15 protein-coding genes are annotated in these 19313 nt (G+C 61.7%); 8 read left to right on the top strand and 7 right to left on the bottom strand.

From position 1 onward, the window contains the following. Nucleotides 1–257: 257 nt before the first annotated feature. From QQK95_RS31810 to QQK95_RS31775, 8 genes are all read left to right on the top strand, one after another. Nucleotides 258–986, top strand: coding sequence for an ABC transporter ATP-binding protein (locus QQK95_RS31810; RefSeq protein WP_038648526.1), 729 nt, complete (start codon nucleotides 258–260; stop codon nucleotides 984–986). Beyond that, nucleotides 980–3346, top strand: a complete 2367-nt coding sequence (locus QQK95_RS31805) for an ABC transporter permease (protein WP_284278467.1) — start codon at nucleotides 980–982, stop codon at nucleotides 3344–3346. Before QQK95_RS31810 ends, QQK95_RS31805 begins: the two co-directional genes overlap by 7 nt. Before the next feature lie 2 nt (nucleotides 3347–3348). Continuing rightward, nucleotides 3349–4536 carry an efflux RND transporter periplasmic adaptor subunit gene (locus QQK95_RS31800; protein ID WP_038648523.1) on the top strand — a complete coding sequence of 396 codons (1188 nt, stop codon included), beginning with the start codon at nucleotides 3349–3351 and terminating at the stop codon, nucleotides 4534–4536. Nucleotides 4537–4717: 181 nt separating this feature from the next. Then, nucleotides 4718–5104: a DUF302 domain-containing protein gene (locus tag QQK95_RS31795; protein ID WP_038648521.1), complete on the top strand. Its 387-nt coding sequence runs from the start codon at nucleotides 4718–4720 to the stop codon at nucleotides 5102–5104. 182 nt (nucleotides 5105–5286) lie between these two features. Then, nucleotides 5287–5481, top strand: a complete 195-nt coding sequence (locus QQK95_RS31790; RefSeq protein WP_069090557.1) for an SHOCT domain-containing protein — start codon at nucleotides 5287–5289, stop codon at nucleotides 5479–5481. Continuing rightward, a complete protein-coding gene (locus QQK95_RS31785) occupies nucleotides 5478–5975 on the top strand; it encodes a universal stress protein (RefSeq protein ID WP_322791236.1) in 498 nt (165 codons plus the stop codon). The genes QQK95_RS31790 and QQK95_RS31785 overlap by 4 nt, the downstream gene beginning before the upstream one ends. Before the next feature lie 130 nt (nucleotides 5976–6105). Further along, nucleotides 6106–6510 carry an OsmC family protein gene (locus tag QQK95_RS31780; protein ID WP_284278465.1) on the top strand — a complete coding sequence of 135 codons (405 nt, stop codon included), beginning with the start codon at nucleotides 6106–6108 and terminating at the stop codon, nucleotides 6508–6510. Then, nucleotides 6507–7202, top strand: coding sequence for a VIT1/CCC1 transporter family protein (locus QQK95_RS31775; RefSeq protein ID WP_284278464.1), 696 nt, complete (start codon nucleotides 6507–6509; stop codon nucleotides 7200–7202). Before QQK95_RS31780 ends, QQK95_RS31775 begins: the two co-directional genes overlap by 4 nt. 62 nt (nucleotides 7203–7264) lie before the next feature. Here QQK95_RS31775 and QQK95_RS31770 read toward each other — a convergent pair whose 3' ends face one another. The 7 genes from QQK95_RS31770 to QQK95_RS31740 all read right to left on the bottom strand — a co-directional run bounded on the left by QQK95_RS31770 (nucleotide 7265) and on the right by QQK95_RS31740 (nucleotide 19204). Continuing rightward, nucleotides 7265–8326 (bottom strand): AI-2E family transporter, encoded by a 1062-nt coding sequence (locus QQK95_RS31770; RefSeq protein WP_284278463.1) that lies wholly within the window; start codon nucleotides 8324–8326, stop codon nucleotides 7265–7267. Nucleotides 8327–8418: 92 nt separating this feature from the next. After that, nucleotides 8419–10986 (bottom strand): cation-translocating P-type ATPase, encoded by a 2568-nt coding sequence (locus tag QQK95_RS31765; protein ID WP_284278462.1) that lies wholly within the window; start codon nucleotides 10984–10986, stop codon nucleotides 8419–8421. Between the two features lie 60 nt (nucleotides 10987–11046). Continuing rightward, the gene (locus QQK95_RS31760; protein WP_284278460.1) at nucleotides 11047–11784 is read right to left on the bottom strand and encodes a universal stress protein; all 738 of its coding nucleotides are present in this window, start codon (nucleotides 11782–11784) and stop codon (nucleotides 11047–11049) included. Nucleotides 11785–12345: 561 nt separating this feature from the next. Continuing rightward, nucleotides 12346–15816, bottom strand: a complete 3471-nt coding sequence (locus QQK95_RS31755) for an ATP-binding protein (protein WP_284278459.1) — start codon at nucleotides 15814–15816, stop codon at nucleotides 12346–12348. Further along, the gene (locus QQK95_RS31750; RefSeq protein ID WP_284278458.1) at nucleotides 15813–17072 is read right to left on the bottom strand and encodes a metallophosphoesterase family protein; all 1260 of its coding nucleotides are present in this window, start codon (nucleotides 17070–17072) and stop codon (nucleotides 15813–15815) included. The genes QQK95_RS31755 and QQK95_RS31750 overlap by 4 nt, the downstream gene beginning before the upstream one ends. 276 nt (nucleotides 17073–17348) lie before the next feature. Continuing rightward, nucleotides 17349–18725 carry a hypothetical protein gene (locus tag QQK95_RS31745; RefSeq protein WP_284278457.1) on the bottom strand — a complete coding sequence of 459 codons (1377 nt, stop codon included), beginning with the start codon at nucleotides 18723–18725 and terminating at the stop codon, nucleotides 17349–17351. Beyond that, complete coding sequence (locus QQK95_RS31740; protein ID WP_284278456.1) at nucleotides 18722–19204, bottom strand: Mov34/MPN/PAD-1 family protein; 483 nt, start codon at nucleotides 19202–19204, stop codon at nucleotides 18722–18724. Before QQK95_RS31740 ends, QQK95_RS31745 begins: the two co-directional genes overlap by 4 nt. Nucleotides 19205–19313: the final 109 nt, after the last annotated feature.

Genomic DNA, 19313 nt, shown 5'->3' with positions numbered 1-19313 from the left:
TATGGCAAAGATGAGGCGCGAAGCAGTCGTCCGTGTCTGGGTTCACCCGTGCGGATTATGGATGCGCGTGATGCCGATCCAATAGTTGCACTGTCATGAGCATGCGGTGCACCCGGGCTGGGCCCTTCCTACTGGACCCCGGTTTGCTTACCAACGTTCCGACTTGACGAGAGTCAAGGTGATCGAGCCGTCCAGACTGTAGCACCTTTCCGGCGTGGGCTGGAACCGGAGTCCGCATGCCAGTCCAAGGACAAGACATGGAGAGTTCAGCAAAGCAACCCTTCGCCCCGGTATTCGTGGCCCGGGGATTGACCAAGGTCTATGGCGCGGGCGATTCACGTGTCGTGGCGCTGAAGGACGTCGACCTCGATATCCGACAAGGCGAATTCATCATTCTTCTTGGCCCCTCGGGTTCGGGAAAATCGACCCTGCTCAACATCCTCGGCGGATTGGACGCTCCGACGTCAGGCACTGCGACCTGGCGAGATCACGAACTGACCGGAGCCAGCGACGAGCAGCTCACGACATACAGGCGCGAGCATGTCGGCTTCGTATTTCAATTCTACAACCTGATACCGAGCCTCACTGTCGAGGAGAACGTGCGGCTGGTCGCGCAGATCGCCAGCAATCCGATGACACCGGCCGAGGCGCTCGAACTCGTTGGACTGTCGCATCGCGCCGGTCACTTTCCTTCACAACTGTCCGGTGGAGAACAGCAGCGCGTCGCGGTGGCACGCGCAATCGTGAAGCGGCCGGATATCCTGCTCTGCGACGAGCCGACCGGCGCGCTCGACGTCGACACCGGCAGGCTGGTTCTGGCGGCAATCGCCAAGGTCAATGCGGAGCTGAACACGACGACCGCCGTGATCACTCACAACTCGGCAATCGCGGGGATGGCTCATCGCGTGTTGCGGCTGAGCGGCGGGCGCATCGTCAAGGAAGAACCGAATCCGCGGCGCATCCGGGCCGAGGATGTGACATGGTGAACGTCCTGGACATCAAGGTGGCGCGCGACCTCTGGTCGATGCGGCTTCAGGTCCTCAGCATCGCGCTGCTCGTCGCGGCCGGCGTGGCCGTCTTCGTGATGTCGGTGTCGAACTACCAGGCGCTGATCGGCGCCATGGAGGCGCACTACCGCAACGAACGTTTCGCCGACATCTTCGTGGGCATGACGCGCGCGCCGCTCTCGATCGTCGATCGGCTGCGCGAAATCAACGGCATTGGCATTGTGGAGCCGCGCGTCGCCGAGCCGGTACGCGTGATCCGCGAGGACACCAACCTTCCGATCTCGGGGCGCGTCATCTCGCTCCCGGCCGCGGGCCAGCCGTTGCTCAACCGCCTGCATCTCGTGCAGGGACGCTGGCCCGATCCGCTGCATCCGGAAGAAGTCATCATCAACGCGGCGTATGCCGAGGCGCGCGCCGTGCGGAGCGGAGAAACCATGGAGGTGGTGCTCAATGGCCGGCTGCAAGGCTTCCGCGTCGTGGGCACCGCCCTGTCACCCGAATTCATCTTTGCCACCCGCGCCGCGGTGCCGCTTCCGGACGATCGGAATTTCGTGGTGGTGTGGGCAAGCGAGGATGCGGTGGCAAGCGCCTTCGACATGAGAGGCGCCTTCAACGACGCGCTGATGACCCTGGCGCCCGGCGCAGGGCCGCAGCATGTCCTGGAAGAGGTCGATCGCTTGCTGGCGCCATACGGCGGCACCGGAGCCTATGGCCGGAGCGATCAGCCGTCGCACCGCTTTCTCAAGGATGAATTGGCGGAGCAGGAGACACTGAGCATCGTCATGCCGTCGGTCTTCTTCGGCATCGCGGCGTTCCTGCTCAACGTCGTTATCGGCAGGATGGTGGAAGCACAACGGGGGCAGATCGCTTCGCTGAAGGCGTTGGGGTTTGCGAATCGGACCATCGCCTTCCACTACTTCAAGCTGGTCACCGCCATCGCATTGCTGGGATCGGCGATAGGTCTGGTCGTGGGGCGCTGGTTCGCGATTGGGGTTGTCGGGAGCTATGGCGCTTTCTTCCGGTTTCCATCGCTGGAGGCGCAACTGGAGCCATGGCTGCTCGTCGCGGCGACCCTTGTCAGCGTCGGCGCGGCGAACCTTGCCGCGGCATCGGCGGTATACCGGATTGCCATGCTTGCTCCCGCCGAAGCCATGCGCCCCGAGACGCCGCCCGCGTTGCACACATTCAGCTGGCTGCAGGCGATTGGAAGCCAGCGAATTCCGCTTCAGTACGTGATAGCTGCGCGCACGATCCTCGGACGGCCCGTGCGGACGCTGTTGACGACCGTCGGAATCGCGCTGGCCATTCCGCTCATTCTGTTCGGGCTCTACTGGTTCGACGCCATCGACTACATGATCGATGTGAGTTTTGGACGCATCGAGCGCGGTGACGCGTTTGTCACCTTCACGGAACCGGTCTCGGCGGATGCACTCTACGAGCTGCGGGCGATACCTGGCGTGCTTGAGGCTGAAGTGCAGCGAGTCGTGCCGGTCACATTGCGAGCTGGCCATCGCTCCTATCGCACCTCGGCTACTGGTCTGGATTCGGGTTCCGAGCTCAAGGTGCTGAGAGACAGCGCGCTACGGCCGATTGCCGTACCCTCCGATGGCATCATGCTCAGCCGGACGATCGCGAGGCAGCTAGACCTCAACGTCGGCGACAGTGTCACGATCGAGGTGCTCGAAGGCAGCCGGGCCGTCAGGGAAGTCACCGTCCGCAGGATTTCGGACGATATTCTGGGGGCGTCCGTGACGATGGAGCGCACCGCACTCAATCGCCTGATGCGGGAGGGTTCCGTTGCGAATGTCGCGGCACTCAGGATCGATCCGGGTCAATCTGATCGGCTCTGGTCCAGGATAAGGTCAATGCCGAAGATCGAGGCAAGCTCGGTCAAGGCCCTGTGGTTTGCGCTGTTCAACGAAACGATCGGCGGAATGGTGGTTATCGGCGCGCTGGTCCTCTTGGGGTTTGGAATGCTGATCGCCATAGGCGTGGTCTACAACAGTGCCCGCATCGCCCTGCAGGAGCGCGCCTGGGAATTGGCCAGCCTGCGCATAGTCGGACTGACGCGGCGCGAGGTATGTGCCGTCATTGTCAGCGAGCTTGCCTTGGAGCTGATTGTGGCCATCCCCGCCGGGCTCCTGATCGGACGGTACCTGATCGAATTGATCGCGTCGGCGCGCGCGAGCGAGTCGTTTCAGATCCCCGCCGTGATCGATCGCAGCAGTTATGCCATCGCCGCGCTCCTGGTCATCGGCGCGGCCATTGCCAGTTTCATCACAATCCGCCGCAGGGTCGACAAGCTCGATCTCGTGGCTGTCCTGAAGACGAGGGACTGAACATGAAGCGTCGAACAACTTCGATCGCCGGTGCACTGGTGCTGGCGCTTGCGGCACTGGGCTTCTACTGGCTCCTGATGCCGCAGCCGACCCTTGTCGAAACCGCCGAGGTGGTGACCTCGCGCTTCCAGGACACGGTTGAAGAGGACGGCCGCACGCGCGTGCGGGATCGCTATCTGGTGTCGGCGCCCTTGTCCGGGCGTATCCAGAGGTTGACACTCAAGGCCGGCGATACCGTGCGGACGGGAGAGAAGCTGGCGACCATTACGCCGCCAGTTTCGCCGCTTCTCGACCCCCGCGTGCGGCTAGAGCTCGAGGCCCAGGTCGGTGCCGCTGAGGCGGCGGTCGAGGAGACGGCATCGCTTCACGAGCAGGCCAAGGTGCTGCTGGCTCAGGCCAGTGCGGATCTCGAACGCACCAGGGAGCTCGTCAAGCGCAACGTGGCGGCCGCGGCTCAACTGGAGCGTGAGGAATTCCTGTTCCGCTCAACGCAGCGACAAACCGATGCCGCCGAGCGGCGCTGGCACGCCGCCACGCATCTTCTGGAACAGGCGCGCGCGGCACTGAACTCCGCCAACAATTCCGAAACCAGCGAGAGTTTCCCGGTATCCTCGCCCGTAGACGGCCGCGTTCTCAGGGTCATGCAGGAGAGCGAGACCGTTGTCGCGCAGGCAGCGCCGTTGCTCGAACTGGGTGATCCTGGCGATCTCGAAATCGCCGTCGACGTTTTGACGACCGATGCCGCCCGGATAAGGGAGGGCGACAAGGTGATCATCGAGCGTTGGGGCGGCCCCACCGATTTGCTTGGGGCCGTGCGGCGCGTCGAGCCCTCCGGCTTCACCAAGATCTCCGCGCTCGGCGTCGAGGAGCAGCGCGTCTGGGTCGTTGTCGACATAACCTCGCCACGGGAGACGTGGACCAGCCTGGGGGATGGCTATCGCGTCGAGGTCAAGATCGTGGTTGACGAGAACGACCAGGCAATCGTCGTGCCGATCGGAGCCCTGTTCCGGCGCGGCGATGCCTGGAGCGTCTTCGTTGTCGAGGCGGGCCGCGTTCACCTGCGAGAGATCCAGGTGGCGCGCCTATCGGCTCGCACTGCCGCCGTGGCGCAGGGCGTTCGACCTGGCGAGATTGTGGTCATCTATCCACCTGCCAGCCTTGCCGAAGGCAGCAAGGTCATGCTCCAGTAAACTTGCTATTTGACGGTGCAATCGATGTTGATGCTATGTTCTATGTAAGTCGAAACTTCCGTTCGTATTTCGGCGATAGTCGATGCCGTCGACGATGTGTGAATGGTCCGCTTGCGGCTCGCGCGATACGCAGTCAGGGCGTGCTCCTGGCGAGCTTTTGTCTGTTTGGAGGCGTAAATCAATGACGTATTACATAGGTCGGATGTTGCCGACGGCCTTCGACGAGGCCGTCGCGCGAACGAAAGCAGCTCTAAAGGCCGAAGGTTTTGGCGTGCTGACTGAGATCAATGTGCAGGAAACGCTGAAGACCAAGATCGGTGTAGAGTTCCCGAAATACATTATCCTCGGTGCATGTAACCCCGCGCTGGCCCACGAAGCTCTCCTGCTGGAAAACAAGGTGGGGACGATGCTGCCGTGCAACGTCGTCGTGCGGGATTCGGGAAACGGACAAACTGAGGTCGCTGCGATCGATCCGGTCGCCTCGATGCAAGCGATCGATAATCCGGCGCTCAAACAAGCTGCACAAGTTGTGCGTTCGAAGCTTGAGCGCGTGGTAGCTCAACTTTAGGCATCGTATGACAATTCTGGAGCCCAAAGCGCTTGTGACTTGGCCCGCGCATCTGAGGATTCTCCAAGCGATTTGATCCAACGCAATGCGACGCGCGCCGTCCGATTGTTTGGTGTCACGAGGATGGAGTACTCGCTACGATGTCGTGGGGGTGGAGCAATTGCTGCGGCGGAGCTTGGGGCATGCCATTCTTCGGCTTTGGCCCGTTGCTGCTGATCCTGATCGCGGCTGGTGTTGTCTACTATTTTTGGCATCAACCCACGCGCGACCGTTCACGTGAAGCGGCCTCGCTAGATATTCTGGATCGCCGCTACGCCTCCGGCGAGATCACGAGAGAGCAGTATGAGCAGATGAAAGGTGACCTGAAAAGGCACTGAATTTTCGCAGTTCAGACGCAATCGCTCGCTCAGGTACGAATGCGATTTACACGCACTTCCTTATTGCAACGGATGGTTCTGACTTCGCTTGGAGTGGCGTTACGCATGGACTGTCCCTCGCCAATCGCCTCAAGGCCAAGGTTATCTTTTTGCATGTCACCGAGCCATTCCCAATGTTTGATTGGGGAAGTCCAATGTCGGGCTATTCAGCCGGCGCAAAATTCGTCTCATACGAGGAAGAGGGGCGCCGTTTCGCGGGGCAAATACTAGATCAATGCAATGCAGCGGCTGACCGGCTCGGTGTGCAAGCCGAGGCCGTCCATCTTGAAAATAGGAAGCCGGCGGAGGCAATCGTTGAGCTGTCCAAGACCCGGGGCTGCGATCTGGTAGTTATGGCCGCGCACGGACGCCGGGGCCTCGCCAGACTGCTACTGGGCAGTCAGGCGACAGAGGTGCTTTCCTTCAGCACGGTCCCTGTGTTGATCGTCCGATAGGAACGGTGACAGAAGCAATCGACATTCCAAGTTGTCCGCGATTTCTGACCTGGATCAACCTCCAACTCCCCAACACCGGCTAGAAGCGCCAATAGCATGCCTCCCAGGCGGGCGTCCAAGCAGGTGCACCATGTTCGAATACAGCATTGAAGCCAGACGGACCGATGCACGAGGCAGCGTGGCCACGACCAAGAACGCCGCGCTTGTTCTCGACACCAGCCTCGAGGGCCGGACCGATGCCTTCAATCCAGCCGAACTGCTTCTGGCGGCGATTGCAGCCTGCATGATCAAGGGCATCGAGCGCGTCACGTCGATGCTCGATTTCAAGCTGCGCGGCGTCAAGGTTGCGTTGCATGCCGTTCGGCGCGACAGCCCGCCGGGGATTGCCTCGATCGACTACGAGCTTGTTGTCGACACCGATGAAACCGACCAGCGACTGGAGCTGCTGCACAAGAATGTCCGCAAGTACGGCACGATTTCCAATACAGTTGCGGCGGCCACGAAACTCGAAGGCAAGATCAGGAGAAAAGCATGAGCCGGCTGCATGTCGAGAACCACCAGGTGTCGCGCATCGGCTGGCTGCGCGCCGCCGTCCTGGGGGCCAATGACAGCATCGTCTCGACCGCGAGCCTGATCGTCGGCGTGGCGTCGGCCGCAGCGCCGGCTTCGCAGGTTCTGGTCGCCGGCATAGCCGGCCTGGTGGCAGGCGCCATGTCGATGGCGGCCGGCGAATATGTCTCGGTCAGCTCCCAGTCGGACACCGAGAATGCCGACCTCGCCCGCGAACGCCAGGAACTCGCGACCCAGCCCGAATTCGAGCGCGAGGAGTTGGCGCAGATCTACGTCAAGCGTGGGCTGGAGACGGACCTGGCCCACCAGGTCGCCGACCAGCTCATGGCCAAGGATGCGCTGGCCGCGCATGCCCACGACGAACTCGGCATTTCGGAAATGACCACGGCGCGGCCGATCCAGGCGGCGCTGACCTCGGCGGCGACCTTCAGCGTGGGCGCGGCGATGCCGTTGCTCATGGTGCTGGTGTCGCCGGCCTCAATGCTCGTGCTGGCGGTCTCGCTTGCGTCCCTGCTCTTCCTTGCCTTGCTGGGCGCCATAGGCGCCAAGGCGGGCGGCGCCAACATCCTTCGCGCTACGTTGCGCGTGACCTTCTGGGGCGCCTTCGCCATGGCGCTCACCGCCGGCATCGGCGCGCTGGTGGGCACGGCCGTTTAAGAGGTCGGCCGCCCGACGGCTCGGGATTTGACCCCTACGCAGGTTTGCATCACGTTGTGAGATCATTCCTGTTGCTGGCGGTTGCTGATTTTGTCGCGCGCAGCCCATACCTCGATGAGCAGCAAAGTCACCGTGACTGCCAAGGGGCCCAGTATGAATCCTGGAGCCCCGAACAGGGCGAGCCCACCTATCATCGATATGAACGCTGGGATCGTGTGGAGCCTCAGCTGGTTGCCGACCAACATCGGGCGAAGGACGTTGTCGATTCCGCCTACAACAATACCGCCCCAGCCCGAGAGAATCAGGGCCTTGCCCCAATCACCGTCAAGCAAGAGGAGGATTGCTGCCGGTATCCACACGAGGAACGAACCCAACACAGGCACGACGGAAAGCAGACTCATCACCACGCCCCAAAGAAGGGGCGTCGGCAACCCGAGGATCCAGAACATCAACCCGCCCAAAGAACCCTGGACTGCTGCGACCGCCAGCGTCCCATATACCGTGGCGTGAACGGTATCGAAAACCCGCTGGAACAGTCGCTCGGTATCGGCGCTCTCCAACGGCATCCAATCATGGAGCAGGCGCGCGACTGCTTTCCGATCACGCAGGAAATAGAACAGCATGTAGAAGGTCAGGAGGACTTCGGCCACCTGCAGCACGGAACCCTTGACGAACGTTGCACCGGCGTTGCTCAGCCATGTTGCGAGGCTCGCCATCATCGACGGCAGATCGATCTGTTGCTCTATCCACTTTCCAATAGGTGCTATGCCGGGGTGGGCGTCCAGGAGAAGTTGGAGCTCTCCATCAGCGACCCGGGTTCGGATCGAGGCTGCCCCAGAAGCAGCTTCCTCGACCAAGCGCTCTAACAGGAAAGCTGCGGGGACAACGACGAGCAGTACGATCGTCAAGACCGAAACCATCGCCGCAAGGTTGGGGAGTTTCAACTTCGTCTCGATCCAGGAATGGAAAGGGATAAAGAGGATTGCCAGTGCCAACGCCCATGTGATCGCGCCCAAAAATGGCTCGGTCAGAAGCACGCAGACGACAATCCCGACGATCGCGGCGGCCGCTAGGACAAGTGTGCCAACCTGGCTTCGACGAACTCGTGGATTGTCTGCGCTCATTTTGCCGACACCGAAACGGTTCGTCCGGGAGTTTTCTTCACGTCCAACTCTTTCCCAACAGAAGACTGGTCATTGATCGTTTCATTGAACGGCTAGGCCTTCAGTCGCTCCCGCCAGAATAGTTTCAGCAACTCCAGGCATGCCAGCACGGCAAATCCCGCGGCAATCGTCACCGCCAGATCGTCGAGATGCAGGGGTCCGAAGCGGAACAGACTGGTGGCAAAGGGCCACAGGAGCGTCCCGCCTAGCATCGAAGCGACAGCCACGACGACGATCATCAGCGACCGGTTCGGCCTGATGAGCGCGGTCAGAAGCGATGCGCTGAAGGAACGGTTGACGAAGATCAGTCCAACGATTGTCAGCACCAGCGAGAAAAACGTCAGGGCCCGGATTTCGTTCTCGGCCATGCCCTGGCCGAGGGCGACAAGGTAAATGCCCGCCAGAAGCACGAAGGCGAGCGTCCCCTGGAGCAGACCCCATCCGATCAACGCCCAGGAGAAGAGTGGCGAGTCCGGATTGCGAGGCGGACGGCGCATGACATCGTCTTCTTCGCTTTCAGCCTCGAAGACAAGCGAGCACACGGGATCGATCACCATCTCCAGAAAGGCGATATGGATCGGCCCGAACAGGATCGGCAGGCCAAACAGCAGCGGCAGCAGCGAGAGGCCCGCGATCGGCACGTGGACCGCGAAGATGAAGCCCATGGCCTTGCGCAGGTTGTCGAAGATGCGGCGGCCAAGCCGAATTGCTTTGACGATTGAACCGAAATCGTCGTCGAGCAGCACGATGGACGATGCCTCGCGCGCAACGTCGGTACCGCGGCCACCCATGGCGATCCCGATATTGGCGGCCTTGAGCGACGGCGCGTCATTGACCCCGTCGCCGGTCATGGCGACGATTTCACCACTCGCCTTCAGCGCGTTGACGATGCGAAGCTTCTGCTCGGGCATGATGCGCGCGAACACGGTTGCGGTTTTCACACCCAGCGCCAACTCGTCGTCACCGAGCGCTTGCATCTCACTGCCGGTCACGACGCTTTCGACATCGAGGCCAGCCTGGCGCGCGATCATTTTGGCGGTTGCCGGGTAGTCGCCGGTGATCATCATCACCCTGATGCCGGCGGAACGGCAGTCGCTCACGGCTTCGGGAACACCCACGCGCAGCGGATCCGTCAGGCCGACCAGCCCGAGAAATTCGAATTTGAAATCGTGTTGCGTCTGCGGCAAGTCGGTGCCGCGATGAGACCCGTGTGCCACGCCGAGCACACGCAGCCCCTCGGCCGCCATGGCCTCGACCGAGTTCTTCAGGGCCTTGAAGTCCCTTGCGTTCAGATGGCACAACGCCCCGATCGCCTCTGGCGCGCCTTTTGCCGCAACCAGCGAATTGCCATCGCCACGTGTCGATTGCCAGACATTCGACATCGCCAGCAGTCCGGGTCGAAGCGGATATGCGTGGACCAGTTCCCAATCCGGTTTGTCCAGAATCCTGTGCTCAGACAGGCATTCCTTGCCGAGTTTGTGAAATGCGACCTCCATGGGGTCGAAGGGAATCTGGGCGCTGGCAAGCACACCCGTCTCAACCAGATCGGCGGCTGCCGCTGGCAGACTGATGCCCGGTCTGTCCGTCATCCGGAACGACTTTCCATCAGCCGTCCGAAGTTCGGCAATCGTCATCCGGTTCTCGGTGAGCGTGCCGGTCTTGTCGGTGCAAAGGATCGTCGCCGAGCCAAGCGTTTCGATCGCGGCGGCCCTGCGGGTCAGAACGCGCGCTTGTGAGATGCGCCACGCACCCATGGCCATGAAGATCGTGAGCACGACGGGAAACTCTTCCGGCAGCATGGACATGCCGAGCGCGATGCCTGCGAGCACAGCGTCAAGCCAGCCGCCTCGCAGAAGCCCGTAAAGCAGGACCGCGACGACGCTGACCGCACCCCCCACCATAGCGAAAATGCGTACGACGCGCCGCATTTGCGCCTGCAATCGCGGCGGTTCTGTCTCCATTGAACTCAGGGAGTGCCCTATCTTGCCGATTTCACTACGTCGCCCCGTCGCCAGGACTTCGCCCATGCCTGACCCGCGAACGATCAGCGAACCAGAGAATATGAAAGGCAGGTCGTCGCCGCCTGGCCGGCGTTCGCTCACCGACGAGATGCCGCCGACAGCAACCTTTCGAACCGGCACGGATTCGCCGGTTAAGAGCGATTCGTCGCTCTGAAGGTCCTGGCTCTGGAGAAGCCTGGCATCGGCCGGCACGCGGTCACCCTCGCCCAGCACGACGAGATCCCCCCGAACAACCTCGCGACCGGCAATGCGCTTGCGTTCACCACCGCGTATGACCTGGGCACGAGGGCTAGTGAGATCACGCAGCGCTTCCAGAACACGCTCGGTGCGGGTCTCCTGTATGATGGTTATGCCGATCGACATCGTGGCAAAGGCTAGCAGGATCAGCGCTTCCTCCAGATTGCCCAAACTGAGATAGACAACGCCGCCGCCAAGCAGGAGCGCCAGCATCGGCTCACGAATGACCTCGAAGGCAATCCGCAGCGGCGTGCGCTGGTTTGACCTCGGCAGTTCGTTGTACCCTTCGGCGACAAGCCTGGCTTGCGCCTCGGCCTCTGAAAGGCCGGAAAACATATCGGCCGTCGAGGTTGGTTGGAACATCTCAACTGTCTCTGTCGGACTATAAGCCAATGTCATGGCCGCCTCTCACGAGACGCTATTTCAGTGCGACAGGAGGACGGGGAGCCGCAGATCCGCGAGAACACCCTCCGTTGCGCCCCCGAGTACAAAGTCCCTGACCCGCGAATGACCGTATCCACCCATGACCAGCAGCTTGCCGCCAATCTTGACGGCATGCTCCTGGAGAGCGGCACCGATCGAACGATCGCCAGCTCGGATCGAACTGCTCTCGACGGTCAGGCCACGCACCCGCAGGCCCTCGGCAAGGCGTTCGCCAATGTCTTTTCCCGGAAGCGGCTTTTCGTCGGTCACACTGATGACGGTGATCCTGGCGGCGCGCTCCAGGAACGGCCGCGCGTCAGCGACCGCCCGTGCCGCCACGCGGCTTCCGTCCCACGCGATGACGACATGGTCGAGCACACCAACATCCGTAGCTTCGGGAAAAAGCAGCGTCGGCCGGCCTGCGCCGAAGAGTATAGCCTCGGCAGTCATGCGCGCTGTCGGATTGTCCGCGGCTAGGCCGACCAGTGACAGATCGAAATAGCGGCACTGTTCTGCGGCGACATCGCCCATCAGAGCCGGAGGCGCCGCTATCACATGGGTCGTGAGCGGCACCTTGTCTTGTGCCGCCTCCTTGGCAACCACCTCCAGCAAGATTTTGCCTCGCCTGCGGCTGGCCGCCTCGGCTTCTCGAATCTTGCTTGGAAGATCGAGTAGATAGCTCGAAAGCGCGTTCGAAACGTCCGGAATGTCGACATCGACAGCGATTGCATGAAGCACTGCCCCCACCTGCCTAGCAAGTGTCACGGCATTCGAACCGACCTTCACCGTATTCGCCTCGGGATATGTGACTAGCGGGAGACATGTCATGAGTTTCATAGGATTGCGCCTCCGTCCCGTCCGCGGCGAGATAGCCGCAAGCGTTTTTAGCCCAATGGATGGTCCGAGCTTTGATCCACCGCAAATGGTCGGATTGAGGTCCGATCATTGCCTTTATGACCGCGCGTTCGACGAGTTTAGCCAAAGCGTCAAGCCGCGTTGCTGGCGATCGCAAACCGCAAAGCAACTGAATCTCAGATACCGCGCCGGCTTCCGATCAGATTTTCTCTTGTTTTGCCGGAGGGACCGGCTCTCTTGATAACGCCCGAGAATGGCTCGGTGTGGGAGCGACCGAACTTAGCAACGTTAACGAATGACTGCTTCCAGGAAGCCTCAAGCCTCTCAGCAACGTCTGATATTGGGCGCAAAGCACGTCAAAGCCGGCGCTTGGAATGCAGGCTAGTCTAAGGGTAAGCGCCGACCTGAACGGCGTGTCAGTAACGTATCGAGCGAAGCCCAGTCTCATCCGAGCTCGTGGATCGTTACGCCCGGCACAACGGTCTTGGCGATCTCGCATAGATGCTGGTGATGCGTAAGGTAAATGACCTGGCCGGCACTTGCCATTTCGCCAAACAATCGGAAAACCTCCTCTGACCGGACATGGTCGAAGGTTTCCATTATGTCGTCGGCGATGAATGGCACCGAGGGGCGAAACTGTGCGAACTCGTAGTATCCCGCAAGCCTGAGCGCTAGGTAGAGCTGAAAACGTGCGCCCTTTGACAGCGCGTCGGCGACCTTGGACTGTCCGTCGCGCTGCAATGCAATGAGCACTTCACCGCCCTTCACCGGCTGGGTTGTAAGGCCTGAGTACTGGCCGCGCGTCATAAGCGCGAAAGCGTCAGATGCCCGCGCCATCATCCCGGAGCGATGGCGCTCGCGGTAGACGCGCAGAGCGTTCCCGGCGGCCATGACGCCCAGTTTCAGTTCGATGTAGCGGATCGCCTTTTCCTCGATTTCCAGGAGGACGGTGCGTCGTTCGGCATCTATGCGGGCAACAGCGCTGTCGCCGCCAATGGCGTCCAGCTTGTCGGTCGCGCGCGTCTGTCGAATGAGCTGGTGCTGTATCGCTTCGTCAGAAGCGCGAAGCCGTTGCTCGGCCTCAGCCTTCTCGATTGCGAGACTGTCGAGATCGACAGCATTCAATATCGAACGCGCCTGCTCGAACCCTTCCACCGCGAGCTCGGACGACACCTGCTCCTCAAGTTCGGCCACGGCTGTGCGCAGGCGATCCCTGTCGCGCAGCAGTTCGTCGCGTCGCACGACTTCGGATAGCGTGGGCACACCAAAGACGCTCAGGACCTCGTTCTTGCGGCGCTCATGTGCCGAAATCTCAGCATTGAGGATCTCACCCGCATCCTGCAGGCGCTGCAGGTCATTGACGAGGCTTGCCTTGGCCTCGCGCGTGCGCTCGGCGCGCTCCAGGCGCTCGGCAAGCCGAATCGCCAGCTGTTCCAGTTCGTCGTCGTCGGCCGCCTCGCCCGCTTCTGCTGCAACGGCGCTTACCTCGACCAGGAAATTGTCCCTGTCAGCCTCCATCTTCTCGATACGGAGTTGCATGGCGTCCCGGTCTTGAAGACATTTGGACAGTTCAGCCAATTGATCGATGACCCCGCCGATGCCGGGCACCGAGATGCTGCTCTCGAGCCAGGTGCCCTTGAGCGCTTCGGCAACGCCTGCCAGCCATTCATCCTCACGCCGCTCTGCGACTTCGATGGCTCGGCGCCTAGCGGCCAGATCCTGTTGCCTTGTGCCAACGGTCTTGAGCGCCTCCGTGCGCTCAGCGTCCACCTTGAATTGCCTCTCAAGGAACAGCTCTGCCACGGTCATGACCGTTTCCAGGCTTTCACCAGGATCAGAACCGACGCCGACGCTCGCCAGTGCGCCGCTCAGCTCCAGGCGTATTCGCCCTTCCTCATCAACCGCCCGCTCGGCCTTCTTGCGGGAAAGCTCGATCTCATCCCAGGCCGCGAGCGCATCGATCCGGGCAGCAATGCGATCCTCGACCAGTTCGATCAGCTGTTCGGGGGATGTTTCCTGGCACGGTCCGAGCAGGTCTCTTGCCGCAGCGCGAATTTCCAAGAGCACTGCCTCCCGATCTGAGCCGTTGCGTGCAAGTTGGCCGCGCGCATGCGCGATGGTGGCCGCGGTTTCTGCGAGGTTGCGGTTTGTCGTGCGAATCTCGACCAGTTCCCGGGCGTTGGCCAAACGGCCTGCGCCGACACTGTCGTCCCGGGCCAGCGTTGCCGCGAAATCATCCGCCGTTTCCCCAGTCAGGTCATTGCGATGCCTTGCCCAGGCCTCGTCGCGGGAACGCCGAATAACGTCGGCCGTATCATCGTCGGTGACATCGACGGAGGCACGAAGGGCTTCCAGCCGCGCCGAAAGCAAGTCGTGATTGCCTTGGTGCTCGGCAAGACGATCGGAAAGGACGCCCCTGCCCTTCCCCAGCTCCGCTGCCAGCGCCTTCCATGCGCCAAGCTGCGAAGCACTGGGAATGGCGACCCTGGCCAGTGCCTGAGCATCGCCCGACCAGGGATGCAAGCGCGCGATCGCGGCCTCCCATCGAACTGCACTCGCATCCGCGGTCTCGCGTGCCGCCTTGGTCTCCCTCATGTACCCGCTGGCCTTTGCCGCCGACAAAGCCGAAACAAGCCTTGCCCTGGCGGGCTCGGGCACGGCCCGTTCTTCGCCGACGCGCTCGCGTGCCGCCTGAAGCGCATCAGCAGCTGCCGCGGCCTCCTCGCGCGCAACGCGCACGCTGGTAACGATCCCGGATCGCTGCTCGACCATGGTGCGCACAGCGCCAATGGTTGCAGCAGGCAAAAGCAGTTTGGCAGGGTCTGGCTCGGAGGATTTCCCCAAGGCGGCAAGGCAGGTCGCCACGGCATTGTCGAGGATTTGCAACTCCGTCCTGCGACTTGGCAGGTCCAGGCCGGCCGACACGTGGCGCACCTTGCGGTCCGCCAAGCCGCGAACCCGTTCGGAAATCGCAAGGATCGTGGCGTCCACATCTGTCGAGGCGATTTTCGTCGTCACCCGCTCGAGCTCGTCCGCACTCGCGGATAGCCGCGTTCTCAGACTGGCGTCGGTCTCGATCATGTCGGCGACACTGCCCGTCCAGGTCCGCGACGGTGATGCGCTCTCAGGCAAGTCGGCCAGCTGGGCTTCCTTACGTCGGATATCGGCAAGGATCGGGATCGTGCGAAGATACTTCGCGATGGTATCGAGCCGAGCCGACAGCACCGACCGTTCGGCGATGCTGCGGTCGTATTTTTCTGTCGCGTCCAGGCGCTCTGTCTCGAGAGTTTCGAACGTCGACGCCAAGGTGTCGATCGCCTCCCTCCCGGACTTCAGTTCCGTAAGCCGCTTCTTGAGCAGCGCAAGCTCGGTTCCGTGTGCCTGCTTGCGATAGAGCCTGTCCGCTTCGGCCTCCAGCACGCTCAATGTATCGCTTGCGTGCCCAAGGCCGGCGCTGGCCGTGAATAGCAGCTTGCCCAGGTCGCCGCGCGATTCCAGGATTGATTTTCCACCTGCTTCCAGCGTTTCGTCGTCCAACGAGAACATGGTCTCGTATGCGTCGCGAGACAGCCCGGCGAGATGTGCTGAAATCGCCATTTCGCTGACCGGTTGGCCAGTCTCGTTCAGCAATGAGTTGGTGCGCTGTTTCGTGCGTGTGAACGAGTGCTCCGCGCCGCCAAGTTCGAGCACACCGCCGATGCGCATCGCGCTGTACTCGTGCAGGAAATTGTAGCGGCTGCGTTCCTCGATGCCGAACAGCAGATCGAGATAGCCGGAAAGCGCGGTCGACTTGCCGGCTTCGTTCAGGCCGAAGACGATATGCAGGTCGGGACCGGATTCCGGTTTTGGCCCGAAGTCGATCGTCCTGTCGGTGAACTTGCCATAACGGATGAGATTAAGTCGCCTGAGCCTCATTGTGACCCACCGGCCTTGAGGCGGGCGGTGACCAGGTCGGCGCCGTTGGCAAGCACCCTGTCGAGGAACAACTCCAGCCCAGCCTCGTCGTTGCCGGCGAAATCGCGCCCGTCGGCCGGAAGATCGGCGACCATCTTCTGGACAAACGCTCTCGCCTCAGCACGGAAGGCGTCCGAGCTGGCATCGGCGTGCATGGATTGAGCGAGTTCGAAAATCGGATCAGCGACGCCCTCTGATGTTTCGGCTGCGGATGGAGAAACGTTAAGCTCGAGCTTCTCCACCCAGGTGTCTCCCGTCTGTTCCGCGACCTGCTCAGCTTCTGCGAGCAGCAGGTCGCGGTCACGGATCAGCGCCCAGGACAAAGGTGACGCCCCGGTCAGGCCGAGACGGACCACAACATGACGGGATCTGACGAAGGCACGAATATCTTCGAGCGCGGAGCGGACTCGCCCGACGACTTCGGACCATTCCACCGTTCCGGTCAGGTCGACGTTCACACGCTCGAATTGCGCGATACTGGTTAGCCTTTCCTCGATCTCGATGGTGCGGTCGTCTCGTATGGTCACCAGGGTCACGGACTTCTCTCCGGCCTCGTTGATGTCCCTGCCTTGCGGAAGTCCTGGCATCACCACGGTGCTCGCCCCAGGATGGACTTGGCGGACGTGGATGTGCCCAAGCGCCCAGTAGTCGAAGCCATGGCTATGCAGGTCAGCGACGCTGCAGGGAGCGTAGACGTCGTGGCCGGGCGATCCGGCCAGACTGGTGTGCATGATGCCGACATTGACCGCGCCTTCACTCGGAGCTGAATACTTGGGAAGCAGACTGTCCGGCGCCTTGGGGCTCGCGAAGCTCAAGCCATGGAACATGACGTCCAGCCCCCCGGCTGTTTGCAGCACCGATTGGGAACGGCCGCTGAAGATTGTGACCGTCTCCGGGAACATCAGTTGTTTCGATATCCGTGATAGGGCGTCGTGATTGCCTCGGATCTTGAAGACCCGGACACCAGCCTGGTGCAGGCGTGTCATTTGCGATGCCAGAAACCGCGCCGTTTTCATCGACGTCTGATCACCATCGTAAAGATCGCCGGCAACGACCAACGCATCGACACGCTCCGCAAGGCAGAGATCCACGATCGAGATGAACGCCTGACGGCTGGCGTCTCCGACGAGTTCGGCAAGGGCGGGGTTTCGCATCGCCAGCGAACGCAGAGGCGAGTCGAGATGAATATCGGCCGTGTGGACGAATCGAAATGCCATTAAGTGATCTCCGGCTACGAACATACGGGCGTTCGACCGCGGCTCGATAGAAGAATTTCAAGATACGGGGTTGTCGCTCTCGAGCTATAGGTCGCCGTTGCGCAAGGTGTGTGGCGATGTGTCGGGTAAGGCCTTTTCACGTTAGAGAGGGAGTTGCCAAAAGACCTTGCGAATGTCGCATTGCGCCAGACAGGCCCCGCAGACGCTTATGATTGAATAACCGAAATGGGCTGGAAGCTTTCGGCGTCCGCGACGTCGATAGCGGACGTTCCATTTCTAGGGGCTGTCGGCCAGCTTGATGTACCCGGGGTTCCATGCCTTTCTAGTCTCCGCCTCTACGACTTCACGCAGGTTCGGTGCACGCAGCGATAGGTCCATAACCTCTACGCCCACCCCACCATTGAGCCGACGGATTGCCTCAGATAACACAAGGCAAGCCGCCACCAGCCCAACGAAGGGGGCTCCGACCGTCCGGGTGGCGAGCTGAACCAAGCCGCACTCATCGACCTCGCCGTGCTGGAGGAGGTCAGCGTAGGCCGCCGCACTTGTCTGCCCCTCCTTTTCATCGATTTCGCCCCCCCATTTCTGCTGGCTGCTTACGCTCGCGGGAAAGGTATGGATACGCATCGCGAGGTATTCCTGCGGCCCCGCACCGAGCCCTGCTTCGACCACCAGATCGAACCCGGCAATGTCGATGTGCGCCCGAGCTTCTGAGTTGTCGACCCCGAACAGGGCGATCCGCGGATCATCCTTTCCGACGGCCATGATGCCATCGAACCTGCGTTCGACGATAGTCGCTCGAAACCCGCGACCTTCGAGCCATCTGGCCATCTCGCGGGTCTTGAACTTGCCGACCAGCCCGGTGTGGGTAAGTACCGAAGTGCTGTCATTGGACGCTGTCAGCTTGTCGAAGTCCTGCAGGGTCAGCTCCATCGCCTCCGGTTGGGCGAACGGCAGCATCGCAAGGGCCCACAGATAAGCCTGACCGAGATGCCCTAAACCTACGAGCCACAGCTTGCTGGGGACCACAAACTCCTCCGGCCCTTCGTCGGGCAGGCGCCAGTCGAGATCGGGCCGCCAAAGCGACAGACCTACCGTCCGCCGCCCGGCAAGGACATTGCCACGCAGGTTCTGGAAAATCTCGCCGACGGCCAGAGCGGCCGCCAGTGTAGCGGCCATCACGTCGTTTGCATCCTCCGAAAGCACTTCGATCTCATCGCCCGGTCCAACGCCGCCGCGCCAACCGCCAAAGGTCAACCGCAAGCTTAGGCCGGACCTCTGCCCAGCATTGGTCGCACCCAGCATGACCAGTGGGACGGACGCTTCGACCTCGTCGGCCAGCGTGCCTCCAAGAGCCGTGACTGCCTCGCCGAGCGACAAGTATTCGCCGGGCAGCTCAACGAGCAGGGGGAAGTCATCCAACCCGAGCCCGAGCACGCGCACGCCGCCAAGGAGCGAGCGGCGGCCTCCATTCACCAAGGTCAACAAGGCGGCCTGGTGAGCTCGCGACGAGCCAACGACCATGCCGACCTGGATCGCCATCTGGTACTCGCCGAACAGCGAATAAGCCTCTTCGAGGGTGGCGGCCTCGCCTGTGTCCATGGCCATTTTCACGCCCCGGTGCAGGACGTCGGGATTGGTCTGATGGTTCATCGGAAAGTTCCTGTCGAAAGCATGATGCGACCGCGCCAGCCGCTCAAGTCGGTCCACTTATGCGAACCCTCATAGCGATAGATGCCCAAGCGGTGCCGCCAGTGTGGACCCTTGGCATAGTTCGGCACGATGAGCGCGAGATGGCCTTGGAGCGCTATCATGGGGTTTGCCCGATCCGACGGGCTCTGGCGTGGTGAGCCGGGATGGGTGTGAATATCGGCGATGACCATAAGGCCCGTTTCGCGGCAGTAGCGCCAGAGCCGGTCGAAGGCATCTGCATGGAGAATGCAGATGCCGGTCGAGTAGGCATTGGGGTCTAACTCATCGTAGAAAACCCACTTGGTTCCGACACGGCCTTCGCCACTCTTGGTACCCAGAAGGAAGGCGCCTGCTTCGTGCGTGAGGCCGCCACGGTGGCAAAGCTCGGCGAGGCCGTCGAGCCACAGCCGGCGTGGGACGATAACTTTACTGTTAGCCATTGCGCACCCCCGTGTAGTCGTCGGCGGTGAGCAGCTCGTGGATCGCGACGAGGTTGCGGATTCCGACGTGAAGCCGGCCGCCATTCCGATCAAACACCGGCCACCATTC

The sequence above is a fragment of the Mesorhizobium huakuii genome (genome assembly GCF_030160235.1).
In the GTDB taxonomy this organism is placed as follows: Bacteria; Pseudomonadota; Alphaproteobacteria; order Rhizobiales; family Rhizobiaceae; genus Mesorhizobium; species Mesorhizobium huakuii.
The sequence above is the reverse complement of the archived record's forward strand: the minus strand, read 5'-3'. Positions and strand labels throughout refer to the sequence as shown.

What these genes read in the sequence shown, in the direction of transcription:
- QQK95_RS31810 (WP_038648526.1), top strand. Translation starts at nt 258, where the DNA reads ATGGAGAGTTCAGCAAAGCAACCCTTCGCCCCGGTATTCGTGGCCCGG.
- QQK95_RS31805 (WP_284278467.1), top strand. Translation starts at nt 980, where the DNA reads ATGGTGAACGTCCTGGACATCAAGGTGGCGCGCGACCTCTGGTCGATG.
- QQK95_RS31800 (WP_038648523.1), top strand. Translation starts at nt 3,349, where the DNA reads ATGAAGCGTCGAACAACTTCGATCGCCGGTGCACTGGTGCTGGCGCTT.
- QQK95_RS31795 (WP_038648521.1), top strand. Translation starts at nt 4,718, where the DNA reads ATGACGTATTACATAGGTCGGATGTTGCCGACGGCCTTCGACGAGGCC.
- QQK95_RS31790 (WP_069090557.1), top strand. Translation starts at nt 5,287, where the DNA reads ATGCCATTCTTCGGCTTTGGCCCGTTGCTGCTGATCCTGATCGCGGCT.
- QQK95_RS31780 (WP_284278465.1), top strand. Translation starts at nt 6,106, where the DNA reads ATGTTCGAATACAGCATTGAAGCCAGACGGACCGATGCACGAGGCAGC.
- QQK95_RS31775 (WP_284278464.1), top strand. Translation starts at nt 6,507, where the DNA reads ATGAGCCGGCTGCATGTCGAGAACCACCAGGTGTCGCGCATCGGCTGG.
- QQK95_RS31770 (WP_284278463.1), bottom strand. Translation starts at nt 8,326, where the DNA reads ATGAGCGCAGACAATCCACGAGTTCGTCGAAGCCAGGTTGGCACACTT.
- QQK95_RS31765 (WP_284278462.1), bottom strand. Translation starts at nt 10,986, where the DNA reads ATGTTCCAACCAACCTCGACGGCCGATATGTTTTCCGGCCTTTCAGAG.
- QQK95_RS31755 (WP_284278459.1), bottom strand. Translation starts at nt 15,816, where the DNA reads ATGAGGCTCAGGCGACTTAATCTCATCCGTTATGGCAAGTTCACCGAC.
- QQK95_RS31750 (WP_284278458.1), bottom strand. Translation starts at nt 17,072, where the DNA reads ATGGCATTTCGATTCGTCCACACGGCCGATATTCATCTCGACTCGCCT.
- QQK95_RS31745 (WP_284278457.1), bottom strand. Translation starts at nt 18,725, where the DNA reads ATGAACCATCAGACCAATCCCGACGTCCTGCACCGGGGCGTGAAAATG.
- QQK95_RS31740 (WP_284278456.1), bottom strand. Translation starts at nt 19,204, where the DNA reads ATGGCTAACAGTAAAGTTATCGTCCCACGCCGGCTGTGGCTCGACGGC.